The sequence below is a fragment of the Oceanisphaera sp. genome (assembly GCF_052084945.1).
In the GTDB taxonomy this organism is placed as follows: domain Bacteria; phylum Pseudomonadota; class Gammaproteobacteria; order Enterobacterales; family Aeromonadaceae; genus Oceanimonas.
Window position 1 is genome coordinate 1 of record NZ_JBQDEX010000007.1, and the last position, 18,574, is coordinate 18,574.

An 18,574-nucleotide genomic window follows, 5' to 3' on the forward strand; every position below is an offset into this window, starting at 1 on the left:
GACTCAAATACTGCTAATGGTAAGGGCTCCCCTACTAATAGTTGGGGGGTTGGCTCTTACCCTATAAAGTCTTTTCAGAGCTTATCTCTATTGTTCCGTGTTCTTCCGTGTATTCCGTGGCAAAAATATCTCTAGTCTTTAGGTCTTAGCTGGGCGCTGTTTTTACATCTCTAATAGGCGTTTTACCAGCTTGCCGATGCCAATATCTGCTTCAGCAATATTTTCTGCCAACATATAAGCAGGAGTAGAAATCACTTGGTAACGGGCATCTTCAACTACATCTGTCACCACACAGCCAATATGCTCGCCACCCATGGCGGAAAATGCTGCTGCCACGCCCGCCTCTGTGCCTATAGTGCCTTTTACGCCGGCGGGGTAAACACGAGGGATCAAAACCGGCGCAATACAGCAATAACCAGCAGGTTTACGGGCACTAGCAAATGCCTTACAAGCGGTTAGCACCTGCTCATCTACACTAGTGTCTGCCCCTTGAGTGGCAAAATCACTTAATGTTTTTGCTACCCCAAAACCACCGGGTAGCAGTAGGGCATCAAAGTGTTCAGCATTAAGCTCAGCCAGTGGCTTAATATCGCCTCGGGCAATACGTGCGGCTTCAACTAATGTATTACGGCGGCCTTGCTCAGGCTCACCACTTAAGTGATTGATCACTTCCCCTTGGGGCTTATCAGGGGCAAAGCATTGGTAGCTGGCTCCTTGTTTGGTTAAATGCAGCATACATAACACGGCTTCATGAATTTCTGAGCCATCAAACACACCACAACCACTTAAAATTACGGCAACTTTACGCATGATAAACTCCTTGTCTAAGGGGCATTTAAGAAGGATAGAGGTTAAGCTGTCAGTCACAGATATATACTCCATCCTCTGACTAGGCCAGCTTACCGCTTACAGGCTGCTGGGTATAGCCATCTATCCATTGAGATCAAACAGGTTACGCATTATTAAGATCATAGCTAAGAAGTTTTTACACATAACGAGATCTTAATTATAGATCGGGTGTGATAGTTTAAGTTATTGATATTGTTTGATTAAATTATTTTAGGTCGATCATGGTAAGATCGGCTTTGCACAGAGTTATCCACAGGTTGCGGTGGTGCTAGCATGGTGCCAACGGCTTGGCTGTGGCATGCTAGCGGCCAACGCATTAACGAGAACGACATCATGGCTGCCATTCCCTCTAAACCCCTGATCCTAGTTGATGGATCTTCTTATCTTTACCGTGCCTACTTTGCTTCATTAAAGGCCGATCTCCGCACTACAGACGGGCGTCCTAGCGGGGCGATTCGTGTGGTCACTAATATGCTGCGCAGCTTGCATAAACAGTTTCCTGACTCGCAAGTTGCCGTCATCTTTGATGCCAAGGGCAAAACTTTTCGTGATGAACTTTATGCTGAATATAAAGCACAGCGCCCAGCTATGCCGGACGATTTGCGCAGTCAAATAGCATCTATCCACAACATCATTAAAGCTATGGGGCTACCGTTAATTATAGAAAGCGGTGTGGAGGCCGATGATGTGATTGGTACTTTGGCACGCCAAGCCACTGAGCAGCAGCTAGATGTGGTGATCAGTACGGGCGATAAAGATATGGCGCAACTGGTAACGGATCATGTGTTGCTGATGGACACCATGAAAAATGAGTTTATGGATCGCGACGGCGTAATCGAAAAATTTGGTGTCCCCCCCGAGCTAATAATCGATCTACTCGCCTTGGTCGGCGATAAAGTGGATAACATTCCGGGTATGCCAGGGGTGGGTGAAAAAACCGCCTTGGCGTTACTGCAAGGTTTAGGATCAATTGAACATATTGCCGCACAGACCGATAAAATAGCGGAGCTAGGCTTTCGGGGATCTAAGAGTTTTGCAGCCAAGTTCGCCGAACATAAAGAGATATTGGACTTATCTTATACCTTAGCCACTATTAAAACTGATGTTGAATTACATTGTGGCCCGGCCGAACTGTTACAAACTCCGCCTGATACCGAGGCGCTTAAAGCCTTGTATCAAGAGTTTGAGTTCCGTAACTTGTTGGCCGAACTCGATCCTGAACAAGCACAGGCGGATGCTAAACCCGCTGTGCCAGCCATGGAAGTAAACTACCAGACCATTCTAACTGAAGCCGAGTTACAAGATTGGGTGAAGCGGCTAGAAAAAGCCCCCTATTTTGCTTTTGATACCGAAACCACCAGCCTTAACTATCGTGATGCTCGGGTGGTGGGCATGTCATTTGCTATTAAAGCTGGCGAGGCGGCGTATGTGCCTTTTGGTCATGATTATTTAGATGCCCCCGAGCAGTTGAGTGAAGCCGTAGTCTTGGCTGCCTTAAAGCCACTATTAGAGGCAGAAATGCCGGTAAAACTAGGGCAAAATCTTAAATATGATGCCAACGTGCTAAAAAATCACGGTATTCATATGCAAGGCATAGAGCTAGATACCATGTTGGAATCTTATGTACTGAACTCAGTGCAAACCCGTCACGACATGGATAGCATGGCTAATTTTTTCTTAAATCATGCCACCACGCCATTTGAGGCCATAGCCGGTAAGGGTGCGAAGCAGCTGACTTTTAACCAAATTCCGCTAGAAGAAGCCGCGTTTTATGCCGCGGAAGATGCGGATATTACGCTGCGTTTACATCATCATTTATCTGAACAGTTAGCGGCAGAACCTGCGTTACAGGCGGTATTTGACGAGATTGAAATGCCGCTGGTACACATTTTAGCCGATATGGAGTACACAGGTGTTAAGGTCGATAGTCAGCTGCTAGCTATTCAAAGTGATGAAATTGCCAAGCGCCTCAAAGAGTTAGAGCTTAAAGCCCATGAATTAGCTGGCGAACCTTTTAACCTCAGCTCGCCTAAGCAATTAGGGGAAGTGCTATTTACCAAGCTTGAACTGCCTATTATCAAGAAAACGCCCAAAGGCGCCCCCTCTACGGCAGAAGAAGTACTGCAAGAGCTGGCGCTCGATTATCCATTGCCTAAGTTATTGATGGAATATCGTGGTTTAAGCAAGCTAAAATCGACCTATACCGACAAATTACCGAAAATGGTTAATGATCATAGCGGTCGTATTCACACTTCGTATCATCAGGCCAATGCTGCCACTGGCCGCTTGTCGTCCTCAGATCCTAATCTGCAAAATATTCCAATCCGTACCCCAGAGGGACGCCGCATTCGCCAAGCCTTTATTGCCGAGCCGGGTTATAAAATTGTGGCGGCGGACTACTCGCAAATTGAACTGCGCATTATGGCGCATTTATCTCAAGACAAAGGTCTGCTCGATGCGTTTGCTAAGGGATTAGATGTGCATAAAGCCACGGCTGCCGAGGTGTTTGGCGTTGATCTTGATAGTGTCACTACCGAGCAGCGTCGTCGTGCCAAGGCGATTAACTTTGGGCTTATTTATGGCATGAGTGCTTTTGGTTTATCTCGTCAATTAGGGATACCGCGCCACGAGTCTCAGTCGTATATGGATATTTATTTTGAGCGCTACCCTGGCGTGTTAAAGTACATGGAAGAGACTCGCGCCCTAGCGGCAGAAAAAGGCTATGTAGAAACCCTGTTTGGCCGTCGCTTATACTTGCCAGAGATTAATGCTAAAAACGGTGCGCGGCGTAAAGGAGCCGAACGTGCCGCTATTAACGCACCTATGCAGGGAACCGCCGCAGATATTATTAAAAAGGCGATGATTAAGGTTGCCGCATGGCTGTCTGAACAAGCGGATAATGACGTGCGTATGATCATGCAGGTGCATGATGAACTGATATTTGAAATACGCGAAGATAAAGTGGCAGAATTTAAACAGCAAATATGCGAACTAATGGAGCAGGCCGCCAGCATAGACGTACCTTTGCTGGTTGAAGCCGGTGAAGGTGATAACTGGGATCAAGCGCATTAGACACAGCTTTAAGCCGTAAGCTGTCTGCGGAAGACATGGAGTCGTACTGCGTATGGCGTAAAGCGTGCTACGTTCTTTTTAGGGCGGCTTTCTTTTCCAGCTCTAGGTCGTTATTATCAACAGCATTGTTAGTCGGGGAGCCTTAAGCAGGCTGAGACGGTGAACTGCCGGACCCGCTGAACCTGATCCAGTTAATGCTGGCGGAGGAAACTAACGGGCAGCGTTTAGCTTGTCGGTGGTTGCTTCGCCCGAAGGAGCCAAGGAATGTCCATTAAGCAAAAACCCATTATTTTAACGATTGCCGGATCTGATAGTGGCGGCGGTGCTGGTATACAAGCCGATATTAAAGCCATTTCTGCCACCGGTGGTTATGCCTGTTCCGTGATCACCGCACTAACCGCACAAAACACCCAAGGCGTAACAGCCGTGCACCCCACACCACAAGCCATGATTGAGGCGCAACTTGATGCGATATTTAGCGACCTATCTGTAACGGCCGTTAAAGTGGGTATGTTGGGAGATGTTGCCACCATTCGTACCGTAGCAGCGGCTTTGCGTAAATATAAACCGACACACTTAGTAGTAGATCCTGTGATGGTCACCGCTAATGGTGATATGTTGTTAGCTGATGATGCAGTGCAGTGCCTCCGAGAAGAGTTATTGCCATTAGCGGATGTGATTACACCTAATTTGCCCGAAGCGGCGGCGTTGTTGGCCGCACCTTTGCCCAAGCAGATGGCTGAAGTTGAGTCTCTGTTTGCTGGTTTGGCACAGCTAGATTGTGGGGCGGTATTAATAAAAGGTGGCTTCTTGCAGCAAGAAGCGCGTAGCCCAGATTGGTTATTGAGTGGTGAGCAAGTACGCTGCTTTGATACTCCTAGAATTATGACACCCAATACCCACGGCACAGGTTGTACCTTGTCGGCTGCGTTGGCTTGTTATTTAGGGCAGGGCTTTACCATGGAGGCAGCAGTCGAGCAGGCTAAACATTATATTGATCAGGCTATTTTAGCCGGTAGCCGCATGCGTATTGGCCAAGGGCGCGGTCCTGTTGATCACTTTTTTGCACTATAAGTGGTATTACCGTTAAGTCAAAAAGATACTTAATAAGAAACTGCTTCGATCAAGCTCTCAATTAGCGCGATAAGTGGGACTAAACACTTAGCCCTGCTTGCGTTTTTTAAAAGCGACTTGTAGTATCATTAACTATAAAAATAATATAATAAAAATCGATTAACCGATTGAATAAAATCAAAATTATTCCTTACTATAGCCTCTGCACTGTGCCACCTCCCCCTTATTTTTAGCTTATTCTATTGCCTGAACAGGCAAGGAAAGGAGGCGTTTTTCCTATGCTTGTTGCCGTTTTAGCGGGTTTCATTTTAGCCTTGCTGGTGCCCCGATTAGCTCCCTTAATGGGGGATAAAATTGGTTGGTGCCTGTCTGTGCTGCCTGCATCCTTATTTGTGTATTTTTTGGGTTTTTGGCCAGCAGTCACTGCCGGTGAAACCTTACATTACAGCTACAGTTGGATACCCAGCCTAGATATCAATTTAAGTTTTATGGTTGATGGTCTTAGCTTAATGTTTGCCTTGCTGATCACCGGCATTGGTACCTTTATTTTTATTTATGCTGGGCATTATTTACACGGCCATAAAGACAGACACAAACTACTTATGTACCTGCAGGCGTTTATGGCGGCCATGTTGGGTTTGGTGCTTTCTAGTAATCTGATTGCCATGTTTGTGTTTTGGGAGCTCACCAGTTTCACCTCTTATTTGCTGATTGGCTTTAATCACGAGCAAGAAAAAGCCCGTAAAGCTGCATTGCAAGGTTTCTTTATTACGGTCGGCGGTGGTCTGGCATTAATGACAGGCCTGATTTTGTTAGGCTATATAGGTGGCAGCTTTGAAATAACCGAGCTATTAGCGCAAGGAACTTCGCTACAAGATAACCCATTGTTCTTAGGAATGATGTGCCTGATCTTGCTGGGTACTTTTACTAAATCGGCGCAAACACCATTCCATTTTTGGCTGCCTAACGCCATGGCGGCACCAACACCAGTAAGTGCCTACTTACACTCTGCCACTATGGTTAAAGCGGGTGTGTATTTAATGGCACGCTTGCAACCCATGATGGCCGGTTATGAACCTTGGGCGGTCACGCTGTCGGTGTTTGGTGGTATCACAATGACGCTGGGTGCGATTATGGCGGTGTGCAGCACCGACTTAAAACGCATATTGGCTTTTTCTACCGTGATGGCGCTGGGTACGCTAACCATGCTGATTGGCATTGGTACCCCTCATGCATTAGAAGCGGCTATGGTATTTTTGCTCGCCCATGCCTTATATAAAGGTGCTCTTTTTATGGCGGCGGGCACCTTAGATCATGTGACCGGCACTAAAGATGTGCGCGAGCTGAGCGGCCTGCGCCAATATATGCCTCACACTACCGTATTTGTCGCTATAGCCGCGTTATCGCTGGCCGGTATTCCGCCTTTATTTGGCTTTATTGCTAAAGAGCTGATGTTTAGTGCGGCTTTAACCAGTGCGAACTTATCCGGCTTTCTTATTGTATTGTCGGTGATTACCGCAATTTGCATAGTGGCAGCCAGTGCTTTGGTGGCGATTAAGCCTTTTTATGGTGAGTATAAAACCACGCCGCAAACCCCACATGAAGCACCTTTATCTATGCGGTTAGGGTTTTCTGTATTGGCCGTGGTGAGCCTATTGTTCGGTGTGATTCCCAGCCTTATTTCTCCCTTGCTGCAAGTTGCTGTGGCCGCCATTAGTGGCTCAAAAGCGGATGTTGAGCTGGGCTTAGCCCTGTGGCATGGCATTAACCTACCCTTAATGCTGAGCGGCTTGGCCTTGGTATGTGGGGCATTTGTCTATCGTTATTGGCAGCAAATTTATCAGCCGTTAGCGAAAGCTATTTACCCCCTAGCTTATGGCCCAGAACGGGGGTACGAGCAGATGATGAATGGGCTGGTATGGGTGGCTAAAACACAAACTCGCATCCTGCAAAATGGCTATATGGCCAACTATATTCTGACCATACTGATCAGTACAATTGCTTTATTAACCTATGTTTTTTGGTTTGAAGATGCCTTTGTTAACGCCATTTCATTTGCCGATGTGCGCTTTTACGAACTGGTGATTGCGCTGCTGATGTTGGTCGCCGTGGTATATGCCTGTGTCACGCCGCTGCGTTTAGGCTCGGTGGCCGCCTTAGGGGTACTGGGATTTGCCATGACCATGGTCTATGTATTCTTCAGTGCGCCAGACTTGGCTATTACCCAAGTGTTAGTCGAAACGCTGACGGTGATTATGCTGGTGCTGGTGTTATTCCGCCTGCCGGGCTTCCAAGACTTATCAAGCCCTTTGGTGCGTTGGCGAGATGCAGTGGTAGCAGGGGCATTTGGTATTTTGGTGACCATGATGCTGCTCACGGTCAATCAGTCGTCACTACCCAGTGTGGGCATTAGTGAATATTTAGTGGCTAACAGTTATGTCATGGCCCACGGGCGTAATATTGTAAACGTGATTTTAGTGGACTTTCGTGCCTTAGATACCTTAGGGGAAATCTTTGTACTGGCACTGGCCGCTATTGGCGTTAACGCCATGATCCGTTTTCGTTGGGAGTCACAAAAATGAGATCTGATAGCTCAATAATCTTACAAACTTCCACCCGCATGTTAGTGCCGTTGCTCTTGCTGTTTTCTATTTTCTTGCTGCTGCGTGGTCATAACGAACCTGGGGGCGGCTTTATTGCTGGTTTAGTGGCTTCTAGTGCATTTGCGCTGCATTTATTTGCCTTTGATGCCAGCAGTACTAAAAAGCTATTAAAAGTAGAGACTCAGCTACTGATGAGTGTGGGCCTGATATTGGCGCTGCTTAGCGGTATGGTCGGTGTGGTATTTCGTGGTCAGTCTTTTTTAACCAGTCAGTGGTTCAATGTCACTGTACCCGGTATTGGCGAGTTGGCATTAAGTACACCTTTGGTGTTTGATATTGGTGTGTACTTGGTAGTGATTGGTGTGGTTTCAACCATATTACTGTCGTTAGATAAGGTAGGTGAATAATGGAAGATCTATTTGCTTTCGTGATTGGCGGTTTGTACGCCACCGCCTTATTTATGATGCTAAGGCGCAGTATTGCTAAATTAGTGATCGGACTAATGATATTGTCCAATGCGGCCAACTTATTAATCTTAACTGGTGGCGGTTTGGTGCGCGGCGCGCCGCCGCTTATTCCCGATGGCTTAGAGCAAGCCACAGCTCCCATGGCGGATCCTTTACCACAGGCGTTAATTTTAACCGCCATTGTGATCAGCTTTGGGGTACTCGCCTTTGCCGTGGTGCTAATTCACCGTGCTTATGCCGTGATTGGCGCCGATGATATGAACGAAATAAAGAGTACCGACTTGTGAATATAGCCGTTGTATTACCTATTTTTATTCCCATGCTGGCCGGTGCACTTACCTTGGCAAGCTGGCGCTCACGCCGACTACAACGCTGGCTATCAGTGGTGTCTGGCACAGGCTTATTATTAGCCGGTATATATTTGTTTATGCAAGTGCGCGAGCACGGCATAGTTGTGGCCTATATGGGCAACTGGCAGGCGCCATTTGGCATTACTTTAGTCGCCGATTTATTAAGCGCCATTATGGTGTTAGTGGCAGGCATTATTGGCTTAAGTGTCGCTATTTATTCGCTGGCCACCATGAGCCGCAGTCACGAAGCCTTTGGTTATTATCCCTTATTGCATTTAATGCTTGCAGGGGTAGTGGGGGCCTTTTTAACCGGTGATATTTTTAACCTCTATGTGTGGTTTGAGATAATGCTGATTGCCTCTTTTGGCCTAATGATATTAGGGGGCGAGCGAGCGCAAATGGAGGGGGCGCTTAAATATGTCACCTTAAACTTGTTATCGTCGGCGTTATTTTTAACGGCCGTGGGCTTGTTATACGGCTACGCGGGCACCCTAAATATGGCCGACTTAGCGCTTAAACTAGGCAATGATGAGCAACCAGGCTTAGTGACAGTGATTGCGATGCTGTTTTTGGTGGCCTTTGGTATTAAGGCGGCGGCATTTCCACTGTTTTTCTGGCTGCCAGCGTCTTATCACACGCCACCGGTCGCTATATCTGCCGTATTTGCCGGCTTGCTAACTAAGGTAGGTGTCTATGCGCTTTATCGGGTATTTAGCCTAATATTTGTGCAAGATATCAGCCTGACACACCATAATATCTTAATGGGCATGGGGATTTTTACTATGCTCACTGGGGTACTAGGGGCGGCTGCACAGTTTGAAGTACGGCGGATTTTATCCTTTCATATTGTGAGCCAAATAGGCTATATGCTGGTGGGCTTGGCACTCTTTACCCCGCTCGCCATTGCTGGGGGTGTGTTCTATATTTTTCACCATATTATAGTGAAAACAAACCTATTTTTGATTAGCGGTATTATGTATCGCTATCACGGTAGTTACGATTTAGCGAAACTGGGTGGCCTGTATCGCTCTGCACCTTGGCTGGCGTTTTTGTTTCTTATTCCCGCTATGTCACTGGCGGGTATTCCGCCATTATCGGGCTTTTTTGCTAAGTACACTGTCATTAAAGCGGGCGTATTAGAAGGGGCCTGGTGGATGGTGGGAGTTGCCCTCTTGGTGGGGTTACTCACACTATATTCTATGGTGAAAATTTGGGCTGAAGCGTTTTGGAAGCCGTTACCAGAAAATGCTAAGCCACTGCGTGGTGAGGCCGATCCTAGTCGTTATGTTTTGTACGCGCCCGTAATTGTATTAGCAGTGATGACACTCACTATAGGGCTAGGGGCTGAGTGGTTTGTGCAATTATCCATGGATACAGCAGAGCAGTTATTAACGCCTAGCATTTATATTGAGGCGGTATTAGGGTCGACCGACCTAGCACCTATTGCAACTGGGAGTACCCCATGAAGGCGTTTGGCTGGAATATGTTATTGGCCCTGTTCTGGGTCATTTTGTCGGGTAATTACAGCATTGGTAACTTATTTGTTGGCATGCTGCTAAGTTATTTGGTGTTGGCTTATGTGGCGCGTGATAAGCCAATGTTTGCCAACTATTTTGGTAAATTACCTAAAATAATCAGCTTTATCTTGTTCTTTATTTGGGATTTGACCAAGGCGAATGCGCGGGTGGCATACGATGTGTTAACCCCGAGGCACTTAATGCGCCCGGGGGTGATTGCAATTCCGTTAGATCTTAAAGATGAGGCGGGGATTAGTGTGTTTGCTAACCTCATTACGGTAACGCCAGGGTCATTGGCGTTGGATGTGTCCAGTGATCGAAAAGTGCTTTATGTGCATTTGATGTATTTAGATGATGAAGCAAGCCAATTAGCTGAGCTCAAGGCACTAGAAGCCCGAGTATTGAATTTGTTGAGGTAAGCCATGCTGGAAATTACCATTAAATTGTCCTTTATTTTTTTAAGTTTTGGCCTAGTGCTGGCCACCATTCGTTTGTTGCGTGGGCCTACCTTGCCTGATCGGGTGGTGGCGTTAGAAGTTATTGCTTCGATTACGGTGGGCTTTATTGTGCTATATAGCATTAGTTATGAGGTGCCGCAGTTAATTGATGTGGCCTTAGTGCTGGCGTTAACGTCCTTTATGACAGCGGTGGGTTTTGCCCGTTATCTTGAGCGAGGGGGGCAGCGCGACAATGACTGAGATCATCACCAGTATATTTTTATTACTTGGGTCATTTTTAATGCTGTTGTCTGGGGTAGGTATTATTCGTATGCCCGACTTGTTAACACGCATGCACGCTACCAGTAAGGCAGGGGCATTAGGTATTGGTTTAATGACCTGTGGCTTTGTGGTGTTTTACCATGATGACTTCGGTTTAGTCGTGCGTGCTTTGGCCATGATTGTATTTGTGATTGTGACAGCACCAGTGGCTGCACATGTGTTGGCGAGAGCCGGTTATTTTGTGGGCATTAGGCTATGGGAAGGGACGGTGAAAGATGTGATTAAAGAGCGTTACGATCTTAAAACCCACCGCTTGCGCAGTGCCCCTAAGCCGCGGGATGAAGAAGATACCTACTAGCTCATTACTTCTTTATCGACTATTAGCGTTAACTTAGACTAGATGACAAAGCCACGCCTTAGGGCTTGGCTTTTTTTGTTGCTGAAGCATTGGGGGATGAAGGTGGGGTATCAACTAATGTGTAAATGCTGGTGGCTGTAGAGTCTGGTGCTACTGTGAGCCACTTTTTTTGATCTAATCCAGATTGACGCAGCATACGTTGCGCTTTGGGAGTATCCAATTGTGATGCAACTTTTAAGGCCGCTAAATGCATAATCAGTAAGATGCGTTGAGTAGTATGAGTTGGAGGCATATGAATGGCGCCAATAAGTTCTCTCATGGGTAGGGGAAGTCCCCATTGTTGCTTTATTTTGTTGCCATATTGTGGAGCCCATTGTGATAACTGTAAGGTCACTTGTGAGTCATTAAGTTGGCCGCCTAAGGAGATAAAGTCTTGTAAGGTGCGCAATACTGCCATTTCACCTGCTCTACTTAATAAGCCGGCGGTATAACAACTTAATCCGTCTAGGCCAAGGCTGGTGGCCATGGCGCGTGCTGTGCTGGCTATATGCCCGGAGAGATCTTGGTGGTGTTTAGCATGTGCTATTAAGAGCTCATTCTTTAATGAACCTGTAATATCTAGCGCCAATGCCATGGCTGCACGTAATGCCATGTCGACGCCTAGCATTGCAATGGCCTCATCTAGCCGATTCACAGGTTTACCACTGCGTTTTAATGATGCGCTGTTGGCGAGTTTAAGTAGGCGCGCAGACAATAGGGGTTCGGTCTGCCATTGTTGAGTTAGGGCTTGTGGTGATAACTGTTCGCTTTTTGCCAGTAAAGGCAGCACCTTATCGGGTGTTAGCTCTGCGGGGAGCCGTATTTGTTCAGCAAAGGCGTTTTTTAACCAAGTATCTAGAGTGGGTACTAAGGTTTTATCGCAGTTGACCTGGGTGATGGTCTGTAAAATGGGCAATAAACGCTGCTGGAGCATATTCACGTCAAACGGTTTAGCAATAAACTCACTAATACCCTGTTGGGCGGCACTGATCACCGACTCTCTATTGGAGTGGTCGCTGATCATCACTATGGGTACCGTTTTATTATGGCGGCGTATTAGTTTAACCAGCTCTAGCCCTGAGCCATCAGGTAGGTGCTGATCGCAAATGACCAGCTTTGCTGGTTGCTGATGCCAAGCCGCAGTAGCCTGTGCCACACCAGAAACGTGGCGCACTTTTGCTTGTGTTATGGTGCCGCTTAATACCAGCTCAACCAGTTCAGCAATGAAGGGGTCATCCTCTAACAGCAAAATATCCACTTATTTCCCACCCTTAAGTGCTGTGTGTGGATAAAGATTCTGTTTAGCCACCTTTAATACGTGCTCTGTAAGAGCAGGACGACTACTTTTTGTAATGCAGATACGCGCGGTGCCATTAGTCTCTCCCGTATAAATGTGTGGTTGCGCCATGTGATAACTCAAACAGTGATTAGTGCATTGCACAAACAATGTATCATTTTTGGCTCCGCTCTTGGGTTAACCGTTGGCAAAGTATTGATGATCTTAATGAGAGCAAGTGGGCGTTGGTAGTAAAAGAGACTGACTTTTGGGAGAGTCCCTTTGTTATTTGCGCATACTTAAGTGTGCCTAAATAGATGCCACTTCTTCAGGGGTAAGGTGGCGCCACTCGCCCTCAGCTAGATCGCTACCTAACTGTATGTCGCCAACTTGCAGGCGATGTAGGCCTACAACATGATTACCGATTGCTGAAAACATCCGTTTCACCTGATGGTATTTACCTTCCTGCAGGGTGAGCAAAACGCGAGTAGGCGTTAGTACCACTAATTGAGCGGGCAAAGTGAGCTGCTCTTCACCATTAAGTTGCACACCCTGTGCAAAACGCTCAGTAATATCTGCGGCCTCGGCGCTAGTTAACGGGTTGGATAAATCAACTTGATATACTTTGGAGCAGGCTTTTTTAGGTGAACGTAGCCGATGTGACCATTGACCGTCGTCCGTGAGCAATAAGGCGCCTGTGGTATCTAAATCGAGGCGGCCAGCACACTGCATACCGCGGCGCAGCTCAGTGGGCAAAAGTTGTAACACACAAGGGTGTACTTCATCTTGCGTGGCACTAATATAACCGGTGGGCTTGTGTAGCAAAATATACCTATCGCTAGGCCGCTTGAGCGGTTGGCCATTTAAACACACCATTTGCTCTTTAATTTGCTCACTGCTTTTTTTGGTGATTTCACCCTCTACAGTAACCTCACCACTGTGTAAGGCTTTTTTTGCCTGAGAGCGCGTCATGCCGGTGGCTTCAGATAAGAATCGATCAAGGCGCATTATAGAGTGTCACCGTCTGTTGCGTCTTCAATAGGATCATCTTGTAGTAACCATTCACTTAAAATCGCCTTGGCTTTATCAACCCCCAGTGTTTTAAGGGAGCTAAATGACTCAACGCGAATATCTCCGCCAAACTCGGTAACGGCTTTGCGCACTCGTAGCACTTCTGAATTACGCTGGCCGGGCTTAAGTTTGTCGCACTTAGTTAATAGTGCTAATACCGGTAGTTGGCTTTCACTAGCCCACTCTAGCAGCTGTTGATCGATGTCTTTTAGGGGGTGGCGAATATCCATTAATACCACTAAGCCTTTAAGGCTTTCACGCTGTTGCAGATAAATTGATAGTGCTTCTTGCCATTTTTTTTTCATTTCTTGTGGTACTTTGGCATAGCCGTAGCCGGGTAAGTCGATTAATCGCTTACCTTCGCTTAGCTCAAACACATTAATTAGCTGAGTACGACCAGGAGTTTTACTGATTCGCGCTAGACTTTTCTGCTGCGTTATTGTATTTAAAGCAGATGATTTGCCAGCATTTGAGCGTCCGGCAAACGCAATCTCTACACCTGTGTCTTCTGGCATCTGTGTTATATCGGGTGCGCTCGTAATAAAGCGGGCGCTGTTAAAATTTATCTGTTTGTTATTCAATGTGAATTCCCCTGAGTTCTCGACCCGCTTTGCTTACATTTTTGAAAAAAAATTGTAGAATGGTGTGGTTTTTTGAATCGCATTGTAACATGCCCTAGTCGGTATGTGATCTGGAAGCTCTTACAACGAGAAGTCGCAACGTCATGAAAAAAATTATAATTACACTCGCCCTAATGCTTGGAGTGGTTGGTGTTGCCCAAGCCCAAGGCGACGCAGAAGCAGGTAAAGCAAAATCCGCTACTTGTGCAGCTTGTCATGGTCCTGATGGCAACAGTCCTCTCGACATGTACCCTAAACTGGCGGGCCAACATGCCTCTTATCTTGCCAAACAGTTAGTTGATTATAAATCAGCTGCTACCGGTGGAGAAGGCCGTGCTAACGCTATTATGGCCGGTATGTCTATGCCTTTGTCTGAGGAAGATGCCGCTGATTTGGCAGCCTATTTTGCCAGCCAAACCATTACGCCTATTGCCACCCCAGAAGAGGTAGTTGAGCAGGGAGCTGCTTTATACCAAGGGGGGGATATTGAACGCGGTATTACCGCTTGTATCGCTTGTCACGGACCTCGTGGCGAAGGGCTGGAAGCGGCTAAGTTTCCAAGCCTAGCGGGTCAATATCCTAAGTATATTGCTGAACAACTGCATTTATTCCGTAGCGCAGAGCGTAACAACGATCTTAACGGCATGATGCGCAGCATCGCAGCTAAGCTGACTGACGAAGATATTGACGTATTGTCTCAGTACGTTGCCGGCCTTCGTTAATACTACCATTTCGGGGGCGAAAGCCCCCTGCTTTTCTGTCTTTCCTCATTTTGCCCTGCCGTACGACGTACACTTGCTTTATAAATGACCTTAATTTGGCTGGTTGGCTGGCGTAAGCACTTGGCGTTAAGCTGGTGTTTTAATATAGGGTTATTTGATAGCGACGCGAACGGACTTGGTAGAACGTTTTAAAGCCAAAAATCATATTTTTGCAAATATCGGAGTCACTATGACACGTATAAAAAAGACCCGTTCTCCGGGTAAAAATGGATCCCATAAGGGTAACCGGGAGACAGCTGAGCAGATAAAGGAACGTAAACGCAAAGCAAAGCGTAATGGGTTAGCTCCTGGCTCCCGGCAAAATGTAGCTGAGTTAAACCCTAAGCAAGGTGGCGCTAAGGTGGCGAAAGATCCGCGGTTAGGCTCGAAAAAGCCGGTTAAACTCACGCCCGATCAAGCACAGCCCCAAGTAGAAAAAAGCCCTCAGCCGACTAAAAAACAACTGACCGCACAAGTGGTCCACACAGCGGCTCTTGAACAAGCCGCCGGCGAGTTAACCGCTGAGCAAGAGCTTGAGCAATTAGAGAATAATGAACGCCTAAACACTTTACTCGATAAAGTAGACGCCGGTGAAAAGCTTAATAAAGCCGATGCGAGTTGGTTAGATAGCACATTAGCCCGCCACCAGCAGCTGTTAGAACAGCTTGGCCTGTTAGAAGATGATGAAGACGAAGAGTCGACAGAGGGTGGTGACTTGTGGACGCGCTTTATGGATGCAGAACTTGATCCTGCGCAATATAAGGACAAGGAAGATAAGTCATGATCTCTCCTTGGTTAATGGCCGCCCTTGTCGGTGCCCTTATCATCGTGGGCTTGGCAGTGTATGCCGGAAAATTACTGGCTCAGGTAAAGTTGCAAAAACAACAACAGTTGCAGGCAATTAATAAGCGTAACTTGCGTATTTTAGACAGTATTAACACTATCGCTTTGGCCATGAGCCAAGAGCAGTGTAATTTTTCTGAAGGCGCAATTCGCTTAACTAACTTATTAAATGCCTTGCAGTTTGCTGAGCCAAAAGACTTTGCCATTGACTACCCAGGCGTATATGACCTGTATGACAAGGTAAAAGATATGCCAACCCACGAAGCGCGTAAGCAATATAAACGTAACCAAATTATGCGTATGGATTTGCAACGAGCGGGTTTTGAACACGAACTAGAAGCACAAATTAAAACAGAGGTGACGCGACTGGCGAGCTTAGAGCTGCCCACTCGTTAAGCCGAGGAGAGGTCATGTCAGCAAACATAGTATGGGATCAGGCAATTATCGAGAAGTATAACTACTCGGGCCCCCGTTATACGTCTTACCCCACGGCAATGGAGTTTAATGACTCTTTTGGCATGACCGAACTTGAAGCCGCCGCCGCCCGCTATCCCGAGCGGCCGTTGTCGTTATATGTGCATATCCCGTTTTGCCATAAGCTGTGTTACTACTGCGGTTGCAACAAGGTGATTACACGCCATCAAAGCAAAGCCGACCCCTACCTTGACTATTTAGAGCTCGAAATTAAGCGTCTAGCGCCGCTGTTTGCGGGTCGCACTGTCACCCAACTGCACTGGGGTGGTGGTACGCCTACCTTTTTGACCGAGCCACAAATTCGTCGCCTAAATGGTTTATTACGCGAGCATTTTCATTTTGCTGAGCAGGGCGAATACAGTATTGAAATCGACCCGCGTAAAATTGAGCTCAGCATACTCGATGTGCTAAAAGAGGTCGGCTTTAATCGCATTAGCTTAGGCGTACAAGACTTTAACAAGGCCGTGCAGCAGATGGTGAACCGTGAGCAAGATAATGACTTTATTAAAACCTTAGTCACTCATGCTGCCAAGCTTGGCTTTCGCTCCACTAATCTCGACTTAATATATGGCTTGCCACTGCAAACTCCCGAGAGTTTTCAGCACACTTTAAAAGAAATTGTCGCCCTTAAACCGGCTCGTTTGTCGGTGTTTAATTACGCCCATTTACCGAGTCGTTTTGCCGCGCAGCGCAAGTTAAACGAAGCCGAAATGGCCAGTCCTGCCAATAAACTATTGATGCTTGAGCAAAGTATTAACTTCTTAACCGAGCAGGGGTATCAGTTTATTGGCATGGATCACTTCGCACTGCCCGATGACAGTTTAGCCATTGCCCAAAACGAGGGTAAGTTACACCGTAACTTTCAAGGCTATACCACTCAAGGAGAGTGTGACTTACTCGGCCTTGGGGTCTCTTCGATTAGCATGATGGGTGATGCCTACTCGCAGAACAAAAAAGACTTAAAAGAGTATTATGCTCAGCTAGATACCTTGGGCCATGCGCAAACGGTGGGCTATGCTTTAAACAAAGATGATTGCCTGCGCCGAGATTTAATTAAGACCTTAATTTGCAACTTTGAGCTAGAATTTGCGCCGCTGGAAGCCGAGTATGAAATTAACTTTGCTGATTATTTTGCTGAGGATCTTAAGCTACTACAAACCTTTATCGACGACGAATTGGTCACCCTTAGTGATACCGGTATTAAGGTCACTCTTAAAGGTGAGCTGTTAATTCGTAATATTTGTATGTGTTTTGATGTGCATCTGCGCCGCGAAACCCGCATGCGTCAGTTCTCGAGAGTGATTTAACGGCCGCTGTACCTTATACGCCGTACGCTGTAACAAAAATACCGAGCCCAGAGCTTGGTATTTTTGTTTAGGATAGCTAGGCGCTAGGCGCTGTTTTTAAAGCCTTTTTTTCGTCGTCACTCATAAACGCCATGGCCAAGGCATTCTCTTGGCAGCGGCGGGTTTGAGCGGGGGTTAATCCGGCGGCGTTAGCGGCGGTGTGGTATTCGTGGCGCAGCTCTATGTCTTGCACGGCCGGATCGTCGGTATTAAGGCATACCTTAATATCGCGGGCTAAAAAAGTATGAATAGGGTGCTGGCTTAACGTTGCCACTGTGCTGGTTTGTATATTGGATGTGAGGCAAGATTCTATGCCGATATGATGCTCAGCCAAATAATCCAGCAAAGAGGGGTCTTGCACCGCGTTTACCCCGTGGCCAATGCGCTCGGCGCCCAGCGCTGTAATAGCCTGCCATATACTGTCACTGCCAGCGGCTTCACCGGCGTGGACGGTAATTTGTAACCCCGCATCACGCACCCGTTTAAAATGCTCGGTAAATAAGTCGCCCGGAAAACCTAACTCATCCCCGGCTAAGTCCATGGCGACTAACCTGTCTTTATAGGCCAAACAAGCGGCCAGTTCTTGCTCGCAGGCGTGTTGCCCAAAAGTACGGCTCATAATACCAATCAATTTGGTGGGAATATGAAAATCACGACTGCCCGCCGCCACGCCATCTAATACCGCCTCTACCACACCTTGGGGATCAAGCTGGTGGGTCATGGCCATATAGCCTGGGCTAAAACGCAGCTCAGCATAATCGATGCCTGCTAGGCTTAAGTCTTCAACATTTTCATAGGCCACCCGCCGGCAGGCGTCATAGCTGCCCAGCACTTTGACGCCCCAATCTAACTTGGCAAGAAACGAGACCAGATCGGGGGCATTATCTTGTACCTGCACATAAGGGCGTAATGCCTGCACATTGTTGGCAGGCAGCACCATATTAAACTGCTGACCTAGCTCCAATATGGTGGCAGGGCGAATATTGCCGTCTAAATGACGGTGTAAGTCTAATAAGGGTAAAGTGGCGTCTATCATTATGGTGTGCTCCTGATTAACCGGTATGCGGTTAGTGTCTTGCTAGCGCTTATTGTTACAAATGTTGGCTGGAGTGTGAATTAATGATTGTCTGAAATA

Annotated in this window: 18 protein-coding genes and 1 riboswitch; of the genes, 13 read left to right on the forward strand and 5 right to left on the reverse strand. The window is 47.0% G+C overall.

What is annotated here, in order from left to right:
- Positions 1-162: 162 nt before the first annotated feature.
- Positions 163-810, reverse strand: a complete 648-nt coding sequence (elbB, locus tag ACTHY5_RS01360; RefSeq protein ID WP_441875307.1) for an isoprenoid biosynthesis glyoxalase ElbB — start codon at positions 808-810, stop codon at positions 163-165.
- 372 nt (positions 811-1,182) lie between these two features.
- Here elbB and polA point away from each other — a divergent pair, with 372 nt between their 5' ends.
- The 9 genes from polA to mnhG all read left to right on the forward strand — a co-directional run bounded on the left by polA (position 1,183) and on the right by mnhG (position 11,009).
- Entirely contained in the window at positions 1,183-3,921 is a 2,739-nt protein-coding gene (gene polA, locus ACTHY5_RS01365; RefSeq protein ID WP_441875402.1) for a DNA polymerase I, read from the forward strand.
- A gap of 123 nt (positions 3,922-4,044) precedes the next feature.
- Positions 4,045-4,147, forward strand: a riboswitch (TPP riboswitch).
- Positions 4,148-4,185: 38 nt separating this feature from the next.
- Positions 4,186-4,995, forward strand: a complete 810-nt coding sequence (gene thiD, locus ACTHY5_RS01370; protein ID WP_441875310.1) for a bifunctional hydroxymethylpyrimidine kinase/phosphomethylpyrimidine kinase — start codon at positions 4,186-4,188, stop codon at positions 4,993-4,995.
- 278 nt (positions 4,996-5,273) lie between these two features.
- On the forward strand, positions 5,274-7,577 hold the full coding sequence (locus ACTHY5_RS01375; RefSeq protein WP_441875313.1) for a putative monovalent cation/H+ antiporter subunit A: 2,304 nt from the start codon (positions 5,274-5,276) through the stop codon (positions 7,575-7,577).
- On the forward strand, positions 7,574-8,005 hold the full coding sequence (locus ACTHY5_RS01380) for a Na+/H+ antiporter subunit B (protein WP_441875315.1): 432 nt from the start codon (positions 7,574-7,576) through the stop codon (positions 8,003-8,005). Before ACTHY5_RS01375 ends, ACTHY5_RS01380 begins: the two co-directional genes overlap by 4 nt.
- Positions 8,005-8,352, forward strand: a complete 348-nt coding sequence (locus tag ACTHY5_RS01385; protein WP_441875318.1) for a Na+/H+ antiporter subunit C — start codon at positions 8,005-8,007, stop codon at positions 8,350-8,352. Before ACTHY5_RS01380 ends, ACTHY5_RS01385 begins: the two co-directional genes overlap by 1 nt.
- On the forward strand, positions 8,349-9,881 hold the full coding sequence (locus ACTHY5_RS01390; protein ID WP_441875321.1) for a Na+/H+ antiporter subunit D: 1,533 nt from the start codon (positions 8,349-8,351) through the stop codon (positions 9,879-9,881). The genes ACTHY5_RS01385 and ACTHY5_RS01390 overlap by 4 nt, the downstream gene beginning before the upstream one ends.
- The gene (locus ACTHY5_RS01395; protein WP_441875323.1) at positions 9,878-10,351 is read left to right on the forward strand and encodes a Na+/H+ antiporter subunit E; all 474 of its coding nucleotides are present in this window, start codon (positions 9,878-9,880) and stop codon (positions 10,349-10,351) included. Before ACTHY5_RS01390 ends, ACTHY5_RS01395 begins: the two co-directional genes overlap by 4 nt.
- A 3-nt stretch (positions 10,352-10,354) precedes the next feature.
- Positions 10,355-10,630 (forward strand): monovalent cation/H+ antiporter complex subunit F, encoded by a 276-nt coding sequence (locus tag ACTHY5_RS01400; protein WP_441875326.1) that lies wholly within the window; start codon positions 10,355-10,357, stop codon positions 10,628-10,630.
- Positions 10,623-11,009, forward strand: coding sequence for a monovalent cation/H(+) antiporter subunit G (gene mnhG / locus ACTHY5_RS01405; protein WP_441875329.1), 387 nt, complete (start codon positions 10,623-10,625; stop codon positions 11,007-11,009). Before ACTHY5_RS01400 ends, mnhG begins: the two co-directional genes overlap by 8 nt.
- A 58-nt stretch (positions 11,010-11,067) precedes the next feature.
- On the opposite strand, the gene ACTHY5_RS01410 is transcribed toward mnhG, so the two are convergent.
- The 3 genes from ACTHY5_RS01410 to yihA all read right to left on the reverse strand — a co-directional run bounded on the left by ACTHY5_RS01410 (position 11,068) and on the right by yihA (position 13,976).
- Positions 11,068-12,306, reverse strand: coding sequence for a response regulator (locus ACTHY5_RS01410; RefSeq protein WP_441875332.1), 1,239 nt, complete (start codon positions 12,304-12,306; stop codon positions 11,068-11,070).
- Positions 12,307-12,633: 327 nt separating this feature from the next.
- Positions 12,634-13,332 carry a pseudouridine synthase gene (locus tag ACTHY5_RS01415; RefSeq protein ID WP_441875335.1) on the reverse strand — a complete coding sequence of 233 codons (699 nt, stop codon included), beginning with the start codon at positions 13,330-13,332 and terminating at the stop codon, positions 12,634-12,636.
- Entirely contained in the window at positions 13,332-13,976 is a 645-nt protein-coding gene (gene yihA, locus ACTHY5_RS01420) for a ribosome biogenesis GTP-binding protein YihA/YsxC (protein WP_441875337.1), read from the reverse strand. The genes ACTHY5_RS01415 and yihA overlap by 1 nt, the downstream gene beginning before the upstream one ends.
- A gap of 143 nt (positions 13,977-14,119) precedes the next feature.
- On the opposite strand from yihA, the gene ACTHY5_RS01425 reads away from it, so the two are divergent.
- The 4 genes from ACTHY5_RS01425 to hemN all read left to right on the forward strand — a co-directional run bounded on the left by ACTHY5_RS01425 (position 14,120) and on the right by hemN (position 17,400).
- Entirely contained in the window at positions 14,120-14,737 is a 618-nt protein-coding gene (locus ACTHY5_RS01425) for a c-type cytochrome (RefSeq protein ID WP_441875340.1), read from the forward strand.
- 229 nt (positions 14,738-14,966) lie between these two features.
- Positions 14,967-15,560 (forward strand): Der GTPase-activating protein YihI, encoded by a 594-nt coding sequence (yihI, locus tag ACTHY5_RS01430; RefSeq protein WP_441875343.1) that lies wholly within the window; start codon positions 14,967-14,969, stop codon positions 15,558-15,560.
- Complete coding sequence (locus ACTHY5_RS01435; RefSeq protein WP_441875346.1) at positions 15,557-16,015, forward strand: DUF2489 domain-containing protein; 459 nt, start codon at positions 15,557-15,559, stop codon at positions 16,013-16,015. Before yihI ends, ACTHY5_RS01435 begins: the two co-directional genes overlap by 4 nt.
- Positions 16,016-16,029: 14 nt before the next feature.
- Positions 16,030-17,400 (forward strand): oxygen-independent coproporphyrinogen III oxidase, encoded by a 1,371-nt coding sequence (gene hemN, locus ACTHY5_RS01440; RefSeq protein WP_441875349.1) that lies wholly within the window; start codon positions 16,030-16,032, stop codon positions 17,398-17,400.
- A 76-nt stretch (positions 17,401-17,476) separates the two neighbouring features.
- Here the strand turns inward: hemN and add are convergent, their stop codons facing one another.
- Positions 17,477-18,475: an adenosine deaminase gene (add, locus tag ACTHY5_RS01445; RefSeq protein WP_441875352.1), complete on the reverse strand. Its 999-nt coding sequence runs from the start codon at positions 18,473-18,475 to the stop codon at positions 17,477-17,479.
- Positions 18,476-18,574 lie beyond the last annotated feature (99 nt).